This window comes from Paraburkholderia sp. RL17-337-BIB-A, assembly GCF_046025895.1.
Classification (GTDB): domain Bacteria; phylum Pseudomonadota; class Gammaproteobacteria; order Burkholderiales; family Burkholderiaceae; genus Paraburkholderia; species Paraburkholderia fungorum_C.
Genome location: NZ_JARESY010000002.1, coordinates 3,055,300 through 3,074,279, shown reverse-complemented (window position 1 = coordinate 3,074,279; position 18,980 = coordinate 3,055,300). Strand labels below are relative to the sequence as shown.

Sequence of the window (18,980 nt, the reverse complement as noted above, 5' to 3'; positions counted from 1 at the left end):
GATGGCGATCTGACCGGTACGTTTATGCCATGAAACGGGAACGCCTGACACACGCACAGCGCAGGGAACAGACGCGAGAGCGTCTGCTTGAGGCTGCGCGGAAGATGTTCGTCAAAAAGGGATTGGCCGCTACAAGCGTGGAGGACATCGCCGAGACGGCCGGCTACACGCGCGGCGCGTTCTACTTGAACTTCGACGGTAAGCCGGAGTTGCTGCTTGAGTTGGTACGCCGGGACCACGATAGCGCGCAGGTCGATCTGCGGGCGGTCATGGACGAGGGCGGCACGCCCGCGGAAGTGAAGGCGCGCGCCATCGCGTACTACACCCGGTATTTTCGCGATCGAGACTGCTTTCTGCTTCGGGTCGAAGCCAAACTACTCGCGTATCGGGACACCGCGTTTCAGGAGCACTTTAACGCGTTCCGGCACGAAAAGCTCGACCAGATCAGCGCGTACATCCGCACGGCTTCGGAGCGCGACGGCAGGCCATTGCCCCTGCAGGCTGACGCGCTCGCGCTCGGCTTGGTGAGCCTGCGCGATGGCGTGCAGTTCTCCAGAATGTGCGATCCGCAGAGGGCGAGCGACAAGGTGATGCAGATCTTGCTTGCCGGATTTTTTTCGTGCGTATTGTGCTGGCAATCGGAAGAAATACCGCACGCCGATCATCGCGCGGGAGTACCCGGGCGCGGCCGCGGAAGTCGGACGCCCACCGCGGACGCCGACAAAATCCGTGACCAGGGTCCAGCACGATGAAATTGAAGGTAGCTGTCTCGGCAACGCGCTGTACCCCGCTCAGCGTGTCGGTCGTCAGAACTCGTCCCCCGACACAACCCTTCAGTCTCGTACGGTTGGCGCGGGTAGTTGTGTATGTCAAGCCTTCAAAGGAGATAATCATGTTTTACGACCACACGAATTTCCAGAATATCGAGCACCAATGCAGTAAGAATGATCGGAGTGACGTGGGTTCGGCGTCGAACCATGTCGCCGAGGTGATCAATCCCACTCTGCCAAGGAGCTGGGCATGGGCGCACCACAGCGACTCGTACGACTGGATGGACTGGCACAGTCCGTTTCCTGCGACGGGCCCAGCGGAGTGAACGCGGTATGGCGGCGCTACGCTATCGCTGAGGCGAAGCCACAGCTCGACTCGTCAGTTTTCGCTGACGGAAAGAGCATTCGATTTTCTCGACAGCGGCCATTCGCGACCGAAATATTTGACCACTCGCAGATGACAGGAATGGCCGAACTACTGTCCTGAGTCAGCGGTTTGGCTGACCGCACCGCCCAGTTAACAGCCCCTTGGTGCGACCGCACGACTCGCGGCAGTGGGTGGGCTCCTGCCTGCCGATCGGCGACGCGCCAACCGACCGCAATCGGATCTACAGCCGTGTCGCGAGGAGGCTGTGCTCAGACATGGACGCGCGCTGTGGCCGTAGAGATGCCGGAAGCATCGCTCATTGGATTCTCTGCACGGCAGCAGGGTTACGCTGACTCGGCATTGTTGCCCAGCATGGTTCGGCGATATGCTGACGTGCCGCAATGACACGTGTACCGGACACGAATGTCGACGGTGATCTCACCGTCGACTGACAGACCGTAGTCGATATAAAGCTCATCGCCGGCTGCGATAGGGGCGAGCGCATGAATGAAGACCCGGTCGCCCGTCTCGATGGCCTCGCAGTTAAGGGCGCAGGCGTGGTTCAGAAAGCGGGCGCTGTTGCCACGGCTGCCGTCGACCACACGTCCGTCAGGCAGGTCGAATACGAACGTGCGGCCAGCCTTGGAGCGCTGACGGACGGCGGCGTGCTGCCAGCTGGTCAGTTCTCCCTTGTACTCGATGACCCGCTCGCCCGCGGCGATCGGCTGTAGCGCGAACAATCCCATGCCATTGGCCGCTGCCGCTGCCGCTGTCGAAAGCGCCGACCCGATTAATTTTGGCGCTTGCCGACGGGGCGTCGCAAGCACTCTTTCGTGCGGCCGCTGCCAGCTAAAGCACGAATTGAACAACCGGGAATGACTCGGACGGAAATCGCATTCACACGACGCGGCTTTTGTTTGAAGGCGGATGTAAACGCTAGAATCGCGGTTCGCCAGACCCAGGGTAGGAGTCTGGAACCAATGCAGAACTGGGAAGTAGTGAGGAATATGATATGGAGAAAGGTAGGTTTATTACAATCGCTTTCACCATCGTCGCGGCGTCCTTAGCTGGTTGCGCGAGCGTGGCCGAAAAAAACGCGGACCAGTGCGAACAAATCATGCAAAGCAAAGCAGAACCCGCCCTCGTTTCGGTGAGCGAAAAGCAGCCGTCGCCTGACGGCCGCTCCGTGCTCATAACTGGCATGGTCGAAGACCAACGCTTAAATACTGTCGTACCTGCAAAAGTGGAATGCCGGTTCGACGGCAAGTCGCTTGCAGCCTTTCATTGGCTAGCTCCCGCCACGTTGGCGAATTCAGATGACACGCATGCCAACGCGCGGAACATGGTGCATTAGACAAAGCGAAGGTGCAACGACTCGTGGCACTAGCACCAATACTAAATAAATCGCCCCTCGGTTTCTGCACGTTCTCCGCCACGCGCAATGGCCGGGTGCCGGAGATCGGCTGCAGTGCGAACAGTCCCATGCCATGGGCCGGTGAACGGCGTGCCGTGATGCATCGCAATCGCGTGATGTCGTTTCCTTCGCGTGCGTCAGTCAATGAGGATAGTTTATTTGCAATCCGAAGCATATCGTCATGATCGAGGGTAGGCAACGAATGACCCTTAACGAGAGCACTCACCCCCAGACAGTGAGACCTGACATTCACGGCTGACAACGGGTGAACGTCAGGAAAGCGACTAGTAGCCGCCTTACGGGCGTCGTTACCTGAATGTCGGCAAAGGCCGAATAGTACGCATAGCCTGTCCGCTAGGTTTCGGGTTCCTCCTGCCGAGGCGGTTGCGACGACGAGCAAGACGCACATCCTCCACAAAAAGCAAAAACGCTCTAAAGAATACTATCCAGCGCCTTCGCGAGCCTGGCCACCGCACCTTCAACGTCATGCAGTTTGTCCAACCCGAACAACCCAATGCGGAAGGTCTTGAAATCTTCAGGCTCGTCGCATTGAAGGGGAACGCCAGCCGCGATCTGCAAGCCGGCATCAGCGAACTTCTTGCCGGATCGTATTCCGTCATCGTCCGTGTAGCTGACGACGACGCCCGGAGCCTCAAAACCTTCGGCCGCCACGCTTTTGAAACCGTTGTCCACGAGGAGTGAGCGAACCCGCTTGCCGAGTTCAAGCTGCTCTGCTCTCACTTTATCGAAGCCGTATGCCTCGGTCTCCTTCATGACGTCACGCAACGTAGCGAGACCGTCCGTGGGCATCGTGGCGTGGTACGCGAACCCACCGTTCTCGTAGGCCTCCATGATCTGCAGCCATTTGCGAAGATCACAAGCGAAACTGGTGCTCGTTGTTTCGTCGATTCTTTCGCGGGCAAGCTGGCTAAGCATGACCAGCCCGCAGCACGGCGACGCGGTCCATCCCTTTTGCGGCGCGCTGATCAGGACGTCAACGCCGCTCGCCTTCATGTCGACCCAGACTGTGCCGGAGGCAATGCAATCCAGTACAAACATGCCGTCGACGGCATGCACAGCGTCGGCCACCGCGCGCAAATAAGCGTCCGGCAGCATGATCCCGGATGCGGTTTCGACATGCGGCGCAAAGACCAGATCCGGCTTGTTTTCCCTGATCGCAGCGACCACGTCTTCGATCGGTGGCGGTGCATAGGCAGCCTGTCTCCCTTGTTCGACCGGGCGCGCCTTCAGCACGATCGATTCAGACGGAATGCCGCCCATGTCGAAAATCTGCGACCAGCGAAAACTGAACCAGCCATTCCGGATGACAAGACACTTCCTGTTTGTTGCGAACTGCCGGGCAACGGCTTCCATGCCGAAAGTCCCGCTGCCCGGGACGACAACGGCCGACTTCGCGTTGTAGACTTTCTTCAGAGAACCGGAAATATCGCGCATGACTCCTTGAAAGAGCTGCGACATATGATTGATTGATCGGTCGGTGTAAACGACTGAATATTCGAGGAGTCCCTCGCGGTCGACATCGGGAAGTAAGCCTGGCACGTTTGTCTCCGGTTATAGACGAATATATGGATCGAAAACAGATTCTAACGAAAGCCACCTGCGGCTGAGGCAAAAAGCATTTTGCCATTGTTGCAGCTGTACCAGATCACGAATGCTGTTCGATTGGGACATCGTTTTGTTCGTTGGTTTGCGCACGCACGAAGTTGAGAGGCGGCGAACACAGCAGCGGGCCGGCGACGAACTATTAATGTTATGACGACACAGCGTTGCCCGGTGGTACGTGTGGCTATCCACCCACCGGACTTTTAATCCGCTGTTGCGTTAGCACTGTCGACCGCATCGGCTTGAGAGTGCGCATAGCTTGCGGCGCAACGCGCTCTTGGATAGCCATGTGCGAACGTCAGGAGGGCGACCTGAAGCTGCCTGACGATCAGAGATATCTGAACCTAGGCATTGGCCGAACAACTGCCTTCCACCTTGTCCTACACACCATCATCCGTTCGGCCAAAACAGACATTTTGCCTGCGCAGTTGAAAGCAACCCACTCACTCTGACTTATAATCACCAAGCCGTCGGGAAACACCCAGCGGCCAGGTTTAGCAGCCTGGTAACCAAACCCGCACCCCCGTCCAGGCGGGGCGTGCGTCTACCTCTGCACGTCTATATTCAATGGGCGGGCTGTGGTGGGGGAGCCGCAAGGCTCGCCGGTTTTGGTTTGGTCCCGGTCTGCTAACCCCGCTACGTGCCCGCTCACCCACTTTTTGCAAGCGAGTGTCGGGCGATCCGAGATGTACGAGGGAGGTCGCACCATGAGCAGCAAAACCACAAAACAAACTCAACCCGATTCACGCCCACCAGTCGACGCGCTTCAATACGAGAAACTCGCATTGCAAGCATTCAACCTTTGCACCCGCCAGTTAAACCAACTGGAAACGCTTGTCACTTTTTCGGCCACGATATGTAGGAATCCTGCCATCACGCTAGAGGAACGTCGTCGCCAGCAAACCCTTCTTGAATTACTCGTCCACACCGGCGAGCAATATCAACAGGAGCTCACATGCGACCGCGAACTCTTCCAGGTGATCGCGTTGGATGCGAAGGGCGTCGCTCAAAGCCGCATCACTGCAAAGCGTGCGGCGTGCCTTCTTGAAGAGTCCACGCAGATCGCAGCCGAAGCCCAAGCGGAAGCCTTGGCACAAGCGCAAGCTGCGACAACAAAAGCAAGGCAGCACAACCAACCGTCTGCCAAAGACACACCTAGCGCAAGTGCAGAAGTCGCCCAGCAACCGAGCGTCGCGCCGCATTAACCCATCAGAAGTGGTCAGTGCGTCACATAAACGCACTGAATAAACCATCGACGCGCCGCCACTGACCGTGGCGGCACATCAACACAATAAATTCGACAGCATTGCGGCCCTGTCAGAACGTTTCCCAATCCGCGCCCTCGACCGTCACCGACGGTTCGACGCGTCGCGGCACCGGCGCGACGACTTTCGTCGCTGATACCGCACGCTCCACCACAGAACCAGGCCGGCTCGCCACCGGCCGCTTCACAACAGCCCGCGGGCGCACGCCTGGCGCGACGACATCAGTCTGCGCCGTCCGAAACACCGCCACCGCGGCGCGCATCCGCTTGGACTGATCCAACAGTGAGCCGGCCGCGGCGGCCGCCTCTTCGACCAGCGCCGCGTTCTGCTGCGTGACTTCATCCATCTGGCTGATCGCCTGGTTCACCTGCTCGATGCCGCGGCTCTGCTCGGCCGAGGCCGACGCGATCTCGCCCATGATGTCGGTCACGCGATGAATCGCTGTACCGACCTTGCCCATCGTCTCTCCGGCTCGCGCGACCAACTCCGTTCCTGTTTGCACGCGGCTGCCCGAGATCTCAATCAGCACCTTGATCTCCTTCGCCGCGACTGACGAGCGCTGCGCCAGAGAGCGCACTTCGCTGGCTACTACGGCAAAGCCCCGACCCTGCTCGCCCGCCCGTGCCGCTTCCACCGCCGCGTTGAGCGCGAGGATGTTGGTCTGGAATGCGATGCCCTCGATCATGCCGGTGATATCGGCGATCTTGCCCGCGCTTTCCTCGATGCCCGCCATGGTCTCGACCACCTTCCCGACGATTGCAGAGCCTTCGTTGGCGACAGCGCGCGCATCGTCCGCGAGCCCGGTCGCCTCGCGAGCGTTCTCCGAGTTCTGCCTGACCGTGGCTGTCAGTTCCTCCATGCTCGCCGCCGTTTGCTGCAGCGACGCGGCCTGCTCCTCCGTTCGCGAAGACAGCTCGGTGTTGCCCTGTGCGATCTGTTGTGCGCCCGTCATGACCGACTCGGCGGCCATGCGGATCTCGCCGACAGTGTTAGATAGGCCTTCGGTCATGGTACGAAGTGATCGAAGCACCTGTCTCGTCTCGTCCTTGCCATCCACGTCGATCCCCGTGACCAGGTTGCCGTGCGCGACTTTCTCGGCCGCATCGACGGCTTGGTGCAGCGGCCGGACGATCGAGCGCGTGACAAGTACCGCGCAGAGCGCACAGACAGCCAGCGCGAGCGCCGTGAGCACCAGTACGAGCATGCGGGAGGCATCATACGATGCGCTTGATGCGTCGCGCTCGGTCACGACCTGGTTGCCGACGTAATCGATGAAGGCTTGCACCGCGCTCAGATACTGATTCTCCAGCGGCACCTGTTCGCCCAGCAACTTTTGCCGTGCGCCTTCAGCGTCGCCGGCCTTGATCTGCGCGATGATTGCCGCCCGGTTGGACAGATACGCCTGACGCGCGGATCCTATACTCGCCCAGAGCGTTTTGCCCTGGTCCGTGTCGACCAGTCGCTCGATTTCTTTGGCTGCATTGGAGACTGCCTCGTGACCATTGCCGATCGACTGCAGATTGGCGCTTACAACCTGCGGCTCATTGCTCGCCAACGCGGCCAATGCGTCGCGTTCCATCACCGCCTGCCCGCGAGTGACTTCGAGTAGCAGATGCAGATCCAGCAACACCGGCATGCGCGCGCGCGTGACGTCATTAACGCCCTGGTTGAAACCACGCAGTTGGCTCAGCGACACGGCTGAAAGTGCGAACGTTAGAAGTAACGTAACTGTGAACGCCAGCGCGAGGCGCGCTCCTATTTTCATGTTGCTCAATTGCATGTCAGAGTTTCCATCTTTCGAATTCTGCCAGTTGACCACCAGCTTCCCGGGCAACTCTGGATAACGACAAGGGAGAGGGAAAACTTAAGGGTTTTTACCTACATCTCGGCTAAAAAAGTAGCGGGTCCTCGCGAATGCGACCTCAGCCTCCGAGAAAATCCGGTCTTGGATATGACTGGCCGAAGTTGGCCGCACTGAGTCCGATGGCGACCGACTCTGGTTGACCCACACCGGCCACCTGTAGCCTGAACGGAAGAGGGACGCGCCTGGCGTATGCACGACCGGTCGGGACGACCACGCATATGCACCTTTTTTCGCGAGTTGGATACTGGAAACGAGCGATTCCTCTATGGAGCGGTCGTGGTGCCACCCCGAAAAAAAACGGTAGCTCGGGAATAAAGGAAATTCCACCCAGGTATTGCAGGAACGTGCCGCGTTCTCTCAACGAGGCTTGATGCCTTTCTTGAACCGGCACGAAATCCCCGCGCATGCCGCGTCACTTCGCTCAGCGCTGGGGTTGTATCCACGCACCATGCTGGAGAATACGATGAAGACTCTGACTTTGATCCCTATTGCCGCATTGGCGTTGTGCGCCACGCTCGCCTACGCGGGTGACAACACTGATACATCCAGTACGGCATCCGACAGCAACGCCGCGATGACGTCGGACGCGGTGGGCGGTACGTCCGTCGGCGGCAGTGAAAGCGGCGCGCAGCTCGGCAAGACTCGCGCGGAGGTCTATCAGGAATTGCAACGTGCGCAGAAGGACGGCACACTGGATCGCCTGCATGCGCTCTATAGCGGTGGGGATTGAGCGAGCCTGTGCATGGGACGCCGTCCGGCGTCCCGGGTGCTAACGAGACTAATTCACTGGGAAATGCGCTTGCACTTCTGGCAAGTGGAAAACAGTGACTTGATCGCGCTGGATGCGCTCGCAAGACGAATCAATGACTTCAGCACCAAGCCAAAAAGCGATCGTTCAAGCAGCGTCAGCGATCGTCGCTTCATGGCCCTCCTGAGCCCGACGGCGGCTGGCTCAGGATGACCCGCAACGGACGACCATCCTACGATGCTCGGGTGGGCGGTTCTAAGTTACAAGCGGTCATTCACGACCGCAATTGCGCTGTCACCGCAGCCTCCATTTGCCCTCGTCCGGGCCGCAATCAAACGCGGCCGGAGCAGCCCCGCACTACTTCACCGGCTCTTTGGGCACGACGTCCACCACCTGGTTAAGGGGCTCTGTTTCGTCTGGTTCGATGATGGCAGCGAGACCGGTCTCTGATCCGGCATGGCGTTCAAATAAAGCTAGAAGTTCTGGGCGCAGTCCGTCGCCGCGTTGGGAAGCGAGAGCGTGAAGCGAGAGAAATGGCAGCTTGGTTAAACTCCATTCAATGAGCGACAGGCGAACGCGATGTCGATGAGAGAATTGGCGCATTGGGCGCGTGCGCGATAAGCGAGGTTCGATCGCGCCCTGCGGCATGCGCCGACCTCGGCTACTGCGGGATTGAATGATCAATTTATGGCAGCCGCTCGATACAAACACTCCGATTCTTGCTATTTAATTTCTGTGAACGGAAATCCACCCTTGACGCATGCGGTTTTGTCGCCCTTGACCACACCCGCTTGATGCTCCGCAGTTATGCGGGGGTGCGAGTAACACGGCAAGAAACGGGGGGCCGTTGACTGTTTGCCTCGATATTGTTCAGGCAGAGAGAGGCGATCGTGCTTCTCTTTTTTGACCACAGTCAATGAGGAATTCACCATGTCCAGAGAAGACGACAACAAGGCCATCGTAGGCCGCTGGTTCACCGATTTCTGGGGTAAGACCTGCAACCTCGACATCGTCGACGAACTTGCTGCTCCCGACATGCTTCTGCGCTACTCGCTGCACGAGCCGCGCCGTGGCCGCGAGGATATCAAGGCATTCATGACCGATTTCCGCGAAGCGTTCCCGGATCTCAACTTCTGGGGCGCTGCTGATCTCATCGCCGAGGGGGACTATGTAGTCGGCCGTTGGGAGGGTGGAGGCACACATACCGGTCCGGCATTCAGCGATTTCCTCATTGGATCGTTGCCGCCTGCGACCGGCCGGAAAATGCGCTTCACCGGCACGACCGTGCTCCGCCTCAAAGATGGCAAGATCGTTGAGGAAATCGGTTTGGACGACGGCGTGACCGCTCTGCAACAACTCGGACTCATCAACGCAGCATGACGCAGGGCACGGCGCTTCCGTATCTTTCGGCAACGCCATGTGCACTTAACGCGAGAACGGGCCGGACACATCCCGGCCCGTTTATGGGCACGGCGTCAACCGTGAAGGTCGGTCCCTGGGAGAGGAGCAGTCACAGCTCTGACCGGCGCTTCCTGGCCGAACCCGGTCCGACGTCGAACCGACGTACTCGCCCGCCAACGATCGGTCTGCGTCGGGCAGAAGTTGACCCATAGCCGCTATTGCGACCGTGTTGGCCAAAGGTCCGCTCTCGAGCGCACAACGGACCTCTCGTACTGACCGCGTCTTTCCAGCACGCGGCAACGGACTTCGACAGGTCCGTCGTCGCGTGGCTTCATGCAGGCTGATCGAAACTGCCGGGGCTCTTGTCCGAGGCCGTCCACTGCGAAGTACGAACTCGCTCCGCCTTCCGCAAGCCGGCCTTCAGGCCTTCCGTGTCGAAGTCCTTCGTATAGACTGGCGTGCCGGGCTGGTGACGCCAGGAGTCGTCGATACCGCCATTATCGACGGCATCGAAACCCACTTCGTTGACGAGTTGCATCACTGCCGCCTTGGCGTCGGCGCTATCGCCCGAGACTGGCAGGGCAATCCGCCCCGGCGTGCCTTCCGGCTTGCCGAGATTGCGCAAATGATCGGCGTAGATGTTGTTGAACACCTTGATTACCGGCCGGCCGATCTGCTGCGCGACCCACGCGCTTTCCATCATCCCGGACTCGATCCCGTCGATGCGGCCATCGCGCTCGCGTGGATAATAATTGCCAGTATCGATTACAACCGTGGTTTCCGGCACGTCGTCGAACAGGCCCGCAGGCAGATCGAGCACCTTCTTTTCGGGAATCGTGACCACGATCACCGCTGCACCGCGGACCACATCCGCGAGTTCGGCTGGTTTCGCGCCAGTTTCGCGGGCGACATCGGCGAGCGTATCCGGCCCGCGCGAGTTGCCGATAAGCACCTCGTGCCCATGTTCGACCCAGCGCAGCGCCAGTACCTTCCCTATATTCCCCGCGCCAATGATGCCAATTTTCATACACCCTCCTGTTCTTTCAGTTGACTAAAGCGGGAAGCGCGCAACGGCCATGCCCGTGCGTGTTGACCATCCCCGCGGACTCGCCATAGCCTAGCATCATCCGGGCTGAGATACTGGGCCGTCCCGTCCCGCAGGACGGGCGGCCTGGCCAAACAGCGCATCGCGGATCCAGCCTTCCAGCGGCCTGTCCATGCGCAGCTTGTAATCGCCAAAACGCTTCAGGTTGTGGGTTGGATACGGACTCAGGACCTCCAGGTCTCCGGGCCTCGGGCGAATCGAATGACTCTGGTCGACCCATCGGAGACTCTCGGCGCCCTCTTGCGAAGGTCCGATAACCGCATGGAAGCGGCGTTTGTGTCTTTATCGCGAATCTAGAGGAATACGAAAATGCGAAAACCCTCGTTGGCGCATAGGTACCTTTCTTGTAGTACGACTCGACCATTAAACATCCCATAGTCCAGCTCGATAGCATTTTGCTCCCACTTGTTGGGCGTAGCTGTCGGCAAGGAGCTGATAGAAAGCTGGATTGCGGTGGAGTGAGGTCATCTTAGACATCTCGACGCAGATCGTGGGTCCGTGCAGGAGAGCGGCGGCCCGGCTCAGGCAGCGAAGTCGGTCGATGCCGATAACTCCTTCCATGCTTCCGTTTCCTGCGTCACGTAGGCGTTTTTCGTAGCGATGGCGGCCAGTGTGTCGGTGCCGAGCGGAAGGCGCAGCGGCGGCGTCGGCGCGTCGACCAGCCTGATCATCGCGGCCGCCAGCTTCTTCGGGTCGCCCGGCTGGTTGTGATTCAACTGCATGGCTTTGCGGCGAACCGCGCCGGAGGTTGCGTCGTAGTCGTCGATCACGTCCGGCGCGACGACCAGCGACGATGCGTCCAGAAAGTCCGTGCGGAAATAGCCCGGCTCGACGACCGTCGCGCGAATGCCGAGCGGCTTCAATTCGGCATGCATCGCTTCGGTGATACCTTCGACGGCGAACTTCGTCGACGAATACACGCCGAATCCCGCTGAGCCCCGATAGCCGCCGATCGACGAGATATTGATCACATGGCCCGAGCAGTTCGCGCGCATCGTCGGCAGTACGGTGCGGGTGACATTCAGCAAGCCGAATACGTTGGTGTCGTACATGCGACGGACGTCCTTGTCGGCGCATTCTTCCACCGCGCCCAACAGGCCGAAGCCGGCGTTGTTGACCAGTACGTCGACGCGACCGAATTTGTCCACTGCGGCCTGCATAGCCGCCTTTGCCTGCGCCTCGTCGGTCACGTCCAGTGCAACCGGTAGCAGAGCGGCCGAGTCGCCGAGACGCTCGACGATAGCAGTGACGTTGCGCCCCGCTGCCACGACCGCGTTGCCGTCCGCGAGTGCAGCTTCGGCGATCAGCGCGCCAATACCGCGCGACGCGCCCGTGATGAACCATACGCGCTTGAAACCGCGGGGTTGGATGTCAGCCATGATGTCTCTCGTGTGTGTGATGAAGTGATGTCATGGTAGGCGCCACGGTTATCACAAACTAGCCATCAATTGCTAGACTCATAATCAATCTTTAGTTGCGAATCCAGGGCGCCAGCAATGAACGAAATTCGTGCGGTTACCATTTTCGTGCGCGCCGCGACGCTCGGGAGTCTGCGGCGCGCCGCAGTCGACCAGGGCATCTCGCCGCAGGCCGCGAGCCATGCGGTGATGCAATTGGAGAAGGAACTGGGCGTGCGGCTCTTTCACCGGACCACGCGCAAGCTGAGCCTGACCGAGGAGGGCCAGCGGCTTTTCGACAGTGTGAAGCCGGCGCTTTCCGTTCTGTCCTCCGCGCTCGACGAGGCCCGGCGTTCAAAGGAGGAAGCCAACGGCCTGCTGCGCGTGAGCGCGCCGCGCTCGCTCGGGCTACCGGTCCTGTGGCCTTACTTCGCGGAGTTCCAGCAGCTTCATCCAAACGTGCAACTTGAAGTGCAACTAGACGATCGCTTCACCGATCTCGTGACCGAGCGCTCCGATGTGGGATTCCGAGCCGGCCCACCACCGTCGGGCGGCTCGATTGCGCGCCGGCTCGTGCCGATCCAACTGATTGTCTGCGCATCGCCGGAATACATCGAGCGCAACGGCGCGCCACGGACGATCGAGGAATTGGATCAACATCGTTGCACCGGATATCGGCGAGCAAACACGGGCAAGCTCGCGCAGTGGCAGTTCCGGATCGGCGATGAGATCGTCTATCGTGACGTGCCGGCCGCCATATGCGTGAACGACACGGAGATAGAAACGCAGGCGGTGCTATCGGGCCTCGGCATCGGGCAGTTGGGCAGTTTCAACGCCACGACTCACATCAAGAGCGGCCGGCTTATTCCGTTGCTGACGCAGCACGTCACCGATTACGGCACGATCTATATCTACTATGGGCATCGAACCGAGCAGCCGCTGCGCGTGAAGATCTTCATCGAATTCATGATCGAGCGCATGGCCGACAACCGGAACTTCTTTCTTAGTCCGTCGGAGCTTCGCGCAGCGCAAGCGACGCCGCGGGGACGCGCAGCGAGGGGACGTGGCTAGTTGTTGCGACGCGGCCGCGTAAGCCACGTTCGACAATCCGTCGCTGCCGGACGCGCGTCCCCGGCCCAGCATCGAGATGCGCGCGCAACTGTCCTTCTGAGCGGCGCCACCTTTCTTTAGCAGACGCGGCTTGTGGCGCTGCCGTCGCAGGTCTGCGCGTGTTTCTGCTCTGCGTCGCGCCTGTGCCCGACTTCATCGACACGCGTTCGCGATGCATTCGCGCAGCCATCGGTGTGCCGGATCGCGGTGCGAGCGCTCGTGCCACAGCATCGTCATTTCGAAGCCCGGCACGTCGACGGGCGGCTCGACGACCCGCAGCGCGTCGATGCCGCGCACGATGCGCTCGGGCAGCATCGCCACCAGATCCGTGCTTTCGACCACCGTCCTGACGAAGGTGAAATGCGGGACAGACAGCACGACCCGGCGCATGATTCCCACCTGCGCTAGCGCATCATCAGTGACGCCGTGGAACGCGCCCCCGGCCGTCGATGTGATCACGTGTTCCAGCTTGCAAAACTCCGCCTTCGTCGGCTTGCGCTTCAAGCGCGGATGGTCTGTGCGCCCTGCCAGTACGTAGCGCTCGGTAAACAGCGCGCGCCGGCGCAAACCGGGCGGCGCATTCTCGCTCGTATGAAACGCGAGGTCGATCTCGCCTTGCTCCGCCTGCTTCGCGACGGTCGCCGGCAGGAGCGACACGACCGCCAGCCGCGTTCCCGGCGCAGCCGAGCGCAATTTGCCGAGCGTGGGCAGTACGATCGTTGCTTCGCTGTAGTCGGTGGCCGCAATGCGCCACGTATTGTCGGCTTTGCCAGGATCGAACGGCGTTACCGGCGACACCGCCTGGGCGAGCGCGGCGAGCGCCTGCCGTAATGGCTCGCGCAGCGCATCGGCCTTCGCCGTCGGCCTCATCCCGCGCGGACCCGGCAGAAGCAGCGGATCGTCGAAGACCGTCCGCAGCCTCGCGAGCTGCACGCTGACCGACGGCTGCGCGAGATGTAGCCGTTGCGCGGCACGGGTCACGTTGTGTTCGGCGAGCAGCACGTCGAGGGTCCGCAGCAGATTGAGATCGAGCTGCCTGAAATTGTTCATGGCAATACCTGACATATTGGAAATTCATTTCCAATATACCTTAGCGATGCCTATTCTGCGTGCTTCGCCAGGTTAACCGTGGAGGTTGGAAGCATGAAGGTACTGTTGGTATATGCGCATCCGGAGTCGCGTTCTCTGAACGGCTCGCTGAGGGATTTCACAGTCGCGCAACTTGAAGCTGCTGGGCACGACGTGCAGGTGTCGGACCTGCATGCGATGAAATGGAAGGCTGTGCTCGATGCGGACGATAGCAGCGACCGGGGCGACGACGCACCGTTCAATGCGTCGCTTGCGTCGAAGCGCGCGTTCGAGCACGGCACGCAAAGTCCGGACATTGCAGCCGAGCAGGAAAAGCTGCGCTGGGCGGATGCGCTCGTGCTGCAATTTCCGTTGTGGTGGTTCTCGATGCCCGCGATCCTGAAGGGCTGGGTGGACCGCGTCTACGCGTACGGCTTCGCGTACGGCGTCGGCGAGCATTCCGATACCCGCTGGGGCAACCGCTACGGGGAAGGCACGATGGCCGGCAAGCGCGCGATGTTGATCGTGACGACGGGTGGATGGGAATCCCATTACAGCGCGCGCGGCATCAACGGTCCGATCGACGACGTACTGTTTCCGATCCAGCACGGAATACTGCACTACCCCGGCTTTGATGTGCTGCCGCCGTTTCTGGTCTACCGGACAAGCAAGATGGACAACACGCGCTGGGGCGCCGTGCGCGCCGCGCTGGGACGCCGTCTCGACGGCCTGTGGACCGACTCGCCGATCCGATTTCGCCAGCAGAACGGCGGCGCGTACGACATTCCGGCGCTGACGCTACGTGCGGATATTGAGCCGGGCAGGGTGGGGCTGGGCGTGCATGTGGAGGGTGGCGGGGGGAGTGAGATCAGCTGAAAAGCGGATCGCCGAAGCTCACGCGGAGCCGGGCCAGCGCGCCGCTCACCACCTGCCGAGTTAGGCCCAACCGGAGTGCATTGAGTGACCCGCCACGGGAATTGCGCGGCTAGAAATGGTTAACAACCCGAAGCGGATAGTCGTCGTCCCCCTTCCGTTTTCAAACCTTAGTGATTCAAAGTTCCCCGATATCAGCCGCCGTCGAAGCAGTCGGGCTCGTTTTTTCCGGATACGTGAGACGGCAGGTGATAATCGACCCATGAATATGCCCCCATCCCCTCCATTGAAAACACTGGAGTTACGGCAACTGCGCTACTTCTCGGTCCTCGCGCGCGAACTGCATTTTGGCCGGGCGGCGAAGGCCGCATATGTCACCCAGTCCGCCTTGAGTCAGCAGATCGCCAAGCTGGAGGAACTCGTCGGCGCACCGCTGTTCGTCCGCGAATCTCGCGGCGTCACGCTGACGTCTGCTGGGGCGGCGCTGCGCGACGGGATCGATCAGGTGTTTGCGCAACTGAACATGGCCCTTCGGGCCGCGCGCGATGCAGGAGAGGGCCGGGCTTTCAGCCTGTCGGTCGGGCTGGTCGAATACACCAACCTGCCTTTTATCCCGCCGGCGCTGATCCGGCTGCAGGCACTGTACCCCGATGTCAACATCGTCCGGCACGAGATGAACGCGAGACGGCAACTGGCGGCACTTGCGACGGACGAGATCGACGTAGGCTTCGGCGTACCTGTCGAGCAACCCGACCGGAAGATGCGCATAGGCTCCGAACGCCTGCTGGACTCCGGATGGTGTTTGCTGATGCGCCGCGATCATCGATTCGCCCAACGCAAACGTCTGCGGATCGACGAGCTCGCGGGTGAAAGACTCATCGTACCGGCGCGGTCCGTCAACGAACCGCTCTACGACTCAGTGCTGTCCCGTTTTGCCGACGCGGGCGTCAAGCCCAACATCGTCTATGAGACGACGCAGTCGCAGGTCGGCATCTCCCTGGTCAACCAGGGTCTTGGCTCACTGCTCGGTGCGGCCTATGTCTTTGCCTCGGTGCCGGAATCGCTTATGTACTGTCCTGTCGACGGCTTCGACCCGTTGGCCGTGAAGATCTTCTTCCGCGAAGACGAACGTAGTCCGCTCGTGCTCGACTTCATCGAACTGGCCATCGAAGAGGCCCGTCGTGTACAAATGAACGGCGTCGAGCCAGCCGGCGGCAAGGCGGCCGATTAGCGAAACTTATCGCGCACCCGGCTACATCGAATTGGCCAGATGCACCCTGCGTCCGTCACACTTCTCCCCAAGGTTTCCAACCTCATATCCAGGGAGAAAAGTGCTGATCATCACCGTGACGAACCTGCTGCCGTCGCCCTCCGCATCCGTTCGGCGAGCCGCTGATCGGCGGCGGATGGCAGGCCGGTCGGGTTGAAATCCTGCATGCACGTCATCGGTTTTCGGTGCAGTACCTCCAACGCCAGTAGCTCGGACTTCGTCAACGCAGGCGTTCCAATCCGCATTCGCCGGATGGAACACAGGATTAATAACTTATGAAATCGCTCATCATTTCCGCACTTGGCCTCGCGGCTGGCCTCTGCGCAGCCGTCGCATTCGCGGCTGCCGACGCAAAGGCGCAAGGCGCCCCGGCGACCAGCAGCGACGGTATCGCTGCGGTAGTCGCCATGCGTCAGCAGTCGCTTGTCGGCACCCACGGCTTCATCGACCGCCGCGCAGCCTTTGAAAAACTGATGGCGGGATTACCCGCTCCGCATGGCGTGACGATACGCGCGGTCAGCGCGAACGGCGTGCCCGGCAAGTGGATCTCGCCGGACACGGGCAATTCGCACGGTGCACCCGCTCGCGGCGTAATCCTGTACCTGCACGGCGGTGGCTTCTACAGCGGTTCCAGCGACAGCCATAGCATGCTTGCCGCCACGCTCGCGAAGGATGCACAGGCCGATGTGTTGCTGATCGACTACCGACGCATGCCCGAAGCGGTCTATCCCGCCCAGATCGACGACGCCGTCGCCAGCTACGAATGGCTGCTCAAGCAGGGCTATTCCGGCTCGAACATCGCGCTCGCCGGCGAGTCGGCTGGCGGGAACCTGGTACTCGAACTGGCGTTACGGCTGCGCGATGGACATCGACCGCTGCCGTCGTCGATGGTCGCGATGAGTCCGATCATGGACCTGACCGCATCAGGTGCCTCTACGCGAACGAATGCCGCCAGAGATCCCGTGCTACAACGTGACGGCCTGCTCGGCGTGACCCGCGTCTACATGCATGGAGGCGATCCGCGCAGTGCCGCCGCGTCGCCGCTGTTCGCCGATCTGCACGGATTGCCTCCGCTGCTTCTGCAGGTCGGCGCGGGCGAAATCCTGCTCGACGACAGCCTGCGTATGGCGCAAGTCGCCGCCGGTGACGAGGTCGCTGTCGAGCTGCAGGTGTGGCCCGGCATGATCCACCAGTGGCAACTGTTCCCGACCCTTGTACCCGCCGCCCGCCGTGCGCTCGAGGACGGCGGCGAGTTCATCCAGGCACACATGGCGCATGGCGGGGAAACGCCGTGACTGCGGCCCACACCGGCGCTTGCCATGGCGATGGCGTGCGCCGCCAGGGACTGGCCTTCGGATTGCTGGCCACGCTGATCTGGGGTGGGTTCCTCGTCGTCTCTCGATACGGAATCAGCGCAGGTTTGCGAGCCACAGATCTAGCCTTCCTGCGCTACCTGACGTCGGGCGTGATCCTGCTGCCCTGGCTGCTCCGGCACTCCCCGGGTCGGCTCGCTGGCGTAGGCTGGCGCAGGGGTATGTGTCTGGCTGTGCTTGCCGGCCCCCTGTTCATCGTCGTGAGTGCCAGCGGCTACCGCTTTGCGCCGCTGGCGCATGCCGCCGTGATACAGCTCGGCATGCTGACGCTGGTCAGCATCGTACTCGCGGCCAAGATGCTCGGCGAACGTCCAGGGGCGATTCGACTGGCTGGCCTCGTCGTCGTGGTGTCGGGGCTTGCGATTACGGCAGGCCCGGGTTTGCTGCACGGCAGCTCGACTGCATGGATCGGCGATATGCTGTTTGCGCTCGCCGGCTCGATGTGGGCGCTCTTCTCGCTGCTGCAGCGCCGGTGGGGGATCGCTCCGCTTGCCGCTACCGCCGTCGTCTCCGTGTTGTCGGCCGCGGTCTACACACCGGTCTATCTCGCATGCACCGGACTCCAGATATTCAGCGTCGCCGGCCCGGCTGTGCTCGTTGTGCAAATCATTGCCCAGGGGGTGCTGTCGGGTGTCGTCGCGCTGTTTGCCTTCTCGCGAGCGGTGCAGGATCTGGGGCCCGGTCGGGCGGCGCTGTTTCCTGCACTATCGCCGGGCGTGGCGATTCTATTGGATATCCCGGTGTCCGGCGATCTTCCGTCCGCAGTCCAGCTCGCCGGGCTGGGTATCATGACGACCGGGCTCATCATTGCCGTGAGCGCGCGGCGCGCCTGAGGGACAGGTTCTGGACGGGTGCCAAATTGCCGACGCGAGTACTACTTTAAACGATCGGTCAACACTGTCTGCTATTTCAATGGAAGCCGTTTCGACAAAGTCTGCCCGATCGAGATTCAATGACCGCTGACGAGCCACCCAACGGTCATTCGCAATTGACGGGCGAATGTCGCTTCCTGGCGTGCGCCGTGCAAAGGCGGCGCTTTCCCAGCGGGTGCAAGCCCCGCCCGGCAACCGCTCCAGCCGGAAGCAACCGGAGCAATCGTGGAGGTAACGAAGCGGTTGAAGCCTTCGGTGAAGCGTGTCACGAAATACGGTGACAGCGCGAGTGTGCAGGCCGTAACGCGAGTGAACGCCGAGCAAGCCTCGAAAAGGACGATGCGCAGGCCGACCTGACTGCCATATCGGGGAAGGCTGATACGGCTGGGTGAACGAGCAGGCAGGACGCCCAGTCGCTGCGCCGGGGTAATGGCGACAGCATGCACACAAGGGAAGCGCA

At 61.0% G+C, this 18,980-nt stretch carries 17 protein-coding genes and 1 pseudogene; 12 read left to right on the top strand and 6 right to left on the bottom strand.

Annotated features, from left to right (window positions below):
- Positions 1-29: 29 nt before the first annotated feature.
- Positions 30-641, top strand: a pseudogene (locus P0D84_RS34390) (TetR/AcrR family transcriptional regulator); the annotation flags it as partial.
- Between the two features lie 251 nt (positions 642-892).
- Entirely contained in the window at positions 893-1,096 is a 204-nt protein-coding gene (locus tag P0D84_RS34385; RefSeq protein WP_408344253.1) for a hypothetical protein, read from the top strand.
- 385 nt (positions 1,097-1,481) lie between these two features.
- Here the strand turns inward: P0D84_RS34385 and P0D84_RS34380 are convergent, their stop codons facing one another.
- Positions 1,482-1,883 carry an SET domain-containing protein gene (locus P0D84_RS34380; RefSeq protein WP_408344250.1) on the bottom strand — a complete coding sequence of 134 codons (402 nt, stop codon included), beginning with the start codon at positions 1,881-1,883 and terminating at the stop codon, positions 1,482-1,484.
- A gap of 266 nt (positions 1,884-2,149) precedes the next feature.
- On the opposite strand from P0D84_RS34380, the gene P0D84_RS34375 reads away from it, so the two are divergent.
- Positions 2,150-2,491: a hypothetical protein gene (locus P0D84_RS34375; protein ID WP_408344247.1), complete on the top strand. Its 342-nt coding sequence runs from the start codon at positions 2,150-2,152 to the stop codon at positions 2,489-2,491.
- Positions 2,492-2,983: 492 nt separating this feature from the next.
- On the opposite strand, the gene P0D84_RS34370 is transcribed toward P0D84_RS34375, so the two are convergent.
- Positions 2,984-4,111, bottom strand: coding sequence for an aminotransferase class V-fold PLP-dependent enzyme (locus P0D84_RS34370; RefSeq protein ID WP_408344244.1), 1,128 nt, complete (start codon positions 4,109-4,111; stop codon positions 2,984-2,986).
- A gap of 770 nt (positions 4,112-4,881) precedes the next feature.
- On the opposite strand from P0D84_RS34370, the gene P0D84_RS34365 reads away from it, so the two are divergent.
- Positions 4,882-5,379, top strand: a complete 498-nt coding sequence (locus P0D84_RS34365; protein ID WP_408344241.1) for a hypothetical protein — start codon at positions 4,882-4,884, stop codon at positions 5,377-5,379.
- 112 nt (positions 5,380-5,491) lie between these two features.
- On the opposite strand, the gene P0D84_RS34360 is transcribed toward P0D84_RS34365, so the two are convergent.
- Positions 5,492-7,219, bottom strand: a complete 1,728-nt coding sequence (locus P0D84_RS34360) for a methyl-accepting chemotaxis protein (RefSeq protein WP_408344238.1) — start codon at positions 7,217-7,219, stop codon at positions 5,492-5,494.
- A 547-nt stretch (positions 7,220-7,766) separates the two neighbouring features.
- Between P0D84_RS34360 and P0D84_RS34355 the strand changes: the two genes are divergently transcribed.
- From P0D84_RS34355 to P0D84_RS34345, 3 genes are all read left to right on the top strand, one after another.
- Positions 7,767-8,033 (top strand): DUF4148 domain-containing protein, encoded by a 267-nt coding sequence (locus tag P0D84_RS34355; RefSeq protein ID WP_408344235.1) that lies wholly within the window; start codon positions 7,767-7,769, stop codon positions 8,031-8,033.
- A 69-nt stretch (positions 8,034-8,102) separates the two neighbouring features.
- Positions 8,103-8,264: a hypothetical protein gene (locus P0D84_RS34350; protein WP_408344232.1), complete on the top strand. Its 162-nt coding sequence runs from the start codon at positions 8,103-8,105 to the stop codon at positions 8,262-8,264.
- A 717-nt stretch (positions 8,265-8,981) separates the two neighbouring features.
- Entirely contained in the window at positions 8,982-9,431 is a 450-nt protein-coding gene (locus P0D84_RS34345) for an ester cyclase (RefSeq protein WP_408344229.1), read from the top strand.
- Between the two features lie 352 nt (positions 9,432-9,783).
- Here the strand turns inward: P0D84_RS34345 and P0D84_RS34340 are convergent, their stop codons facing one another.
- Positions 9,784-10,479 carry an NADPH-dependent F420 reductase gene (locus P0D84_RS34340; RefSeq protein WP_408344226.1) on the bottom strand — a complete coding sequence of 232 codons (696 nt, stop codon included), beginning with the start codon at positions 10,477-10,479 and terminating at the stop codon, positions 9,784-9,786.
- Between the two features lie 599 nt (positions 10,480-11,078).
- Positions 11,079-11,936: an oxidoreductase gene (locus tag P0D84_RS34335; protein ID WP_408344223.1), complete on the bottom strand. Its 858-nt coding sequence runs from the start codon at positions 11,934-11,936 to the stop codon at positions 11,079-11,081.
- A 117-nt stretch (positions 11,937-12,053) separates the two neighbouring features.
- On the opposite strand from P0D84_RS34335, the gene P0D84_RS34330 reads away from it, so the two are divergent.
- On the top strand, positions 12,054-13,025 hold the full coding sequence (locus P0D84_RS34330; RefSeq protein WP_408344220.1) for a LysR family transcriptional regulator: 972 nt from the start codon (positions 12,054-12,056) through the stop codon (positions 13,023-13,025).
- A gap of 192 nt (positions 13,026-13,217) precedes the next feature.
- Here the strand turns inward: P0D84_RS34330 and P0D84_RS34325 are convergent, their stop codons facing one another.
- Positions 13,218-14,114, bottom strand: a complete 897-nt coding sequence (locus P0D84_RS34325) for a LysR family transcriptional regulator (RefSeq protein ID WP_408344217.1) — start codon at positions 14,112-14,114, stop codon at positions 13,218-13,220.
- Positions 14,115-14,207: 93 nt separating this feature from the next.
- Between P0D84_RS34325 and P0D84_RS34320 the strand changes: the two genes are divergently transcribed.
- The 4 genes from P0D84_RS34320 (at position 14,208) to P0D84_RS34305 (ending at position 18,481) form a co-directional block, all read left to right on the top strand.
- Positions 14,208-15,008 (top strand): NAD(P)H-dependent oxidoreductase, encoded by an 801-nt coding sequence (locus P0D84_RS34320; RefSeq protein ID WP_408344214.1) that lies wholly within the window; start codon positions 14,208-14,210, stop codon positions 15,006-15,008.
- Between the two features lie 259 nt (positions 15,009-15,267).
- Positions 15,268-16,236 (top strand): LysR family transcriptional regulator, encoded by a 969-nt coding sequence (locus tag P0D84_RS34315; RefSeq protein ID WP_408344212.1) that lies wholly within the window; start codon positions 15,268-15,270, stop codon positions 16,234-16,236.
- 314 nt (positions 16,237-16,550) lie between these two features.
- Positions 16,551-17,570: an alpha/beta hydrolase gene (locus P0D84_RS34310; RefSeq protein ID WP_408344209.1), complete on the top strand. Its 1,020-nt coding sequence runs from the start codon at positions 16,551-16,553 to the stop codon at positions 17,568-17,570.
- The gene (locus tag P0D84_RS34305; protein WP_408344206.1) at positions 17,567-18,481 is read left to right on the top strand and encodes a DMT family transporter; all 915 of its coding nucleotides are present in this window, start codon (positions 17,567-17,569) and stop codon (positions 18,479-18,481) included. Before P0D84_RS34310 ends, P0D84_RS34305 begins: the two co-directional genes overlap by 4 nt.
- Positions 18,482-18,980 lie beyond the last annotated feature (499 nt).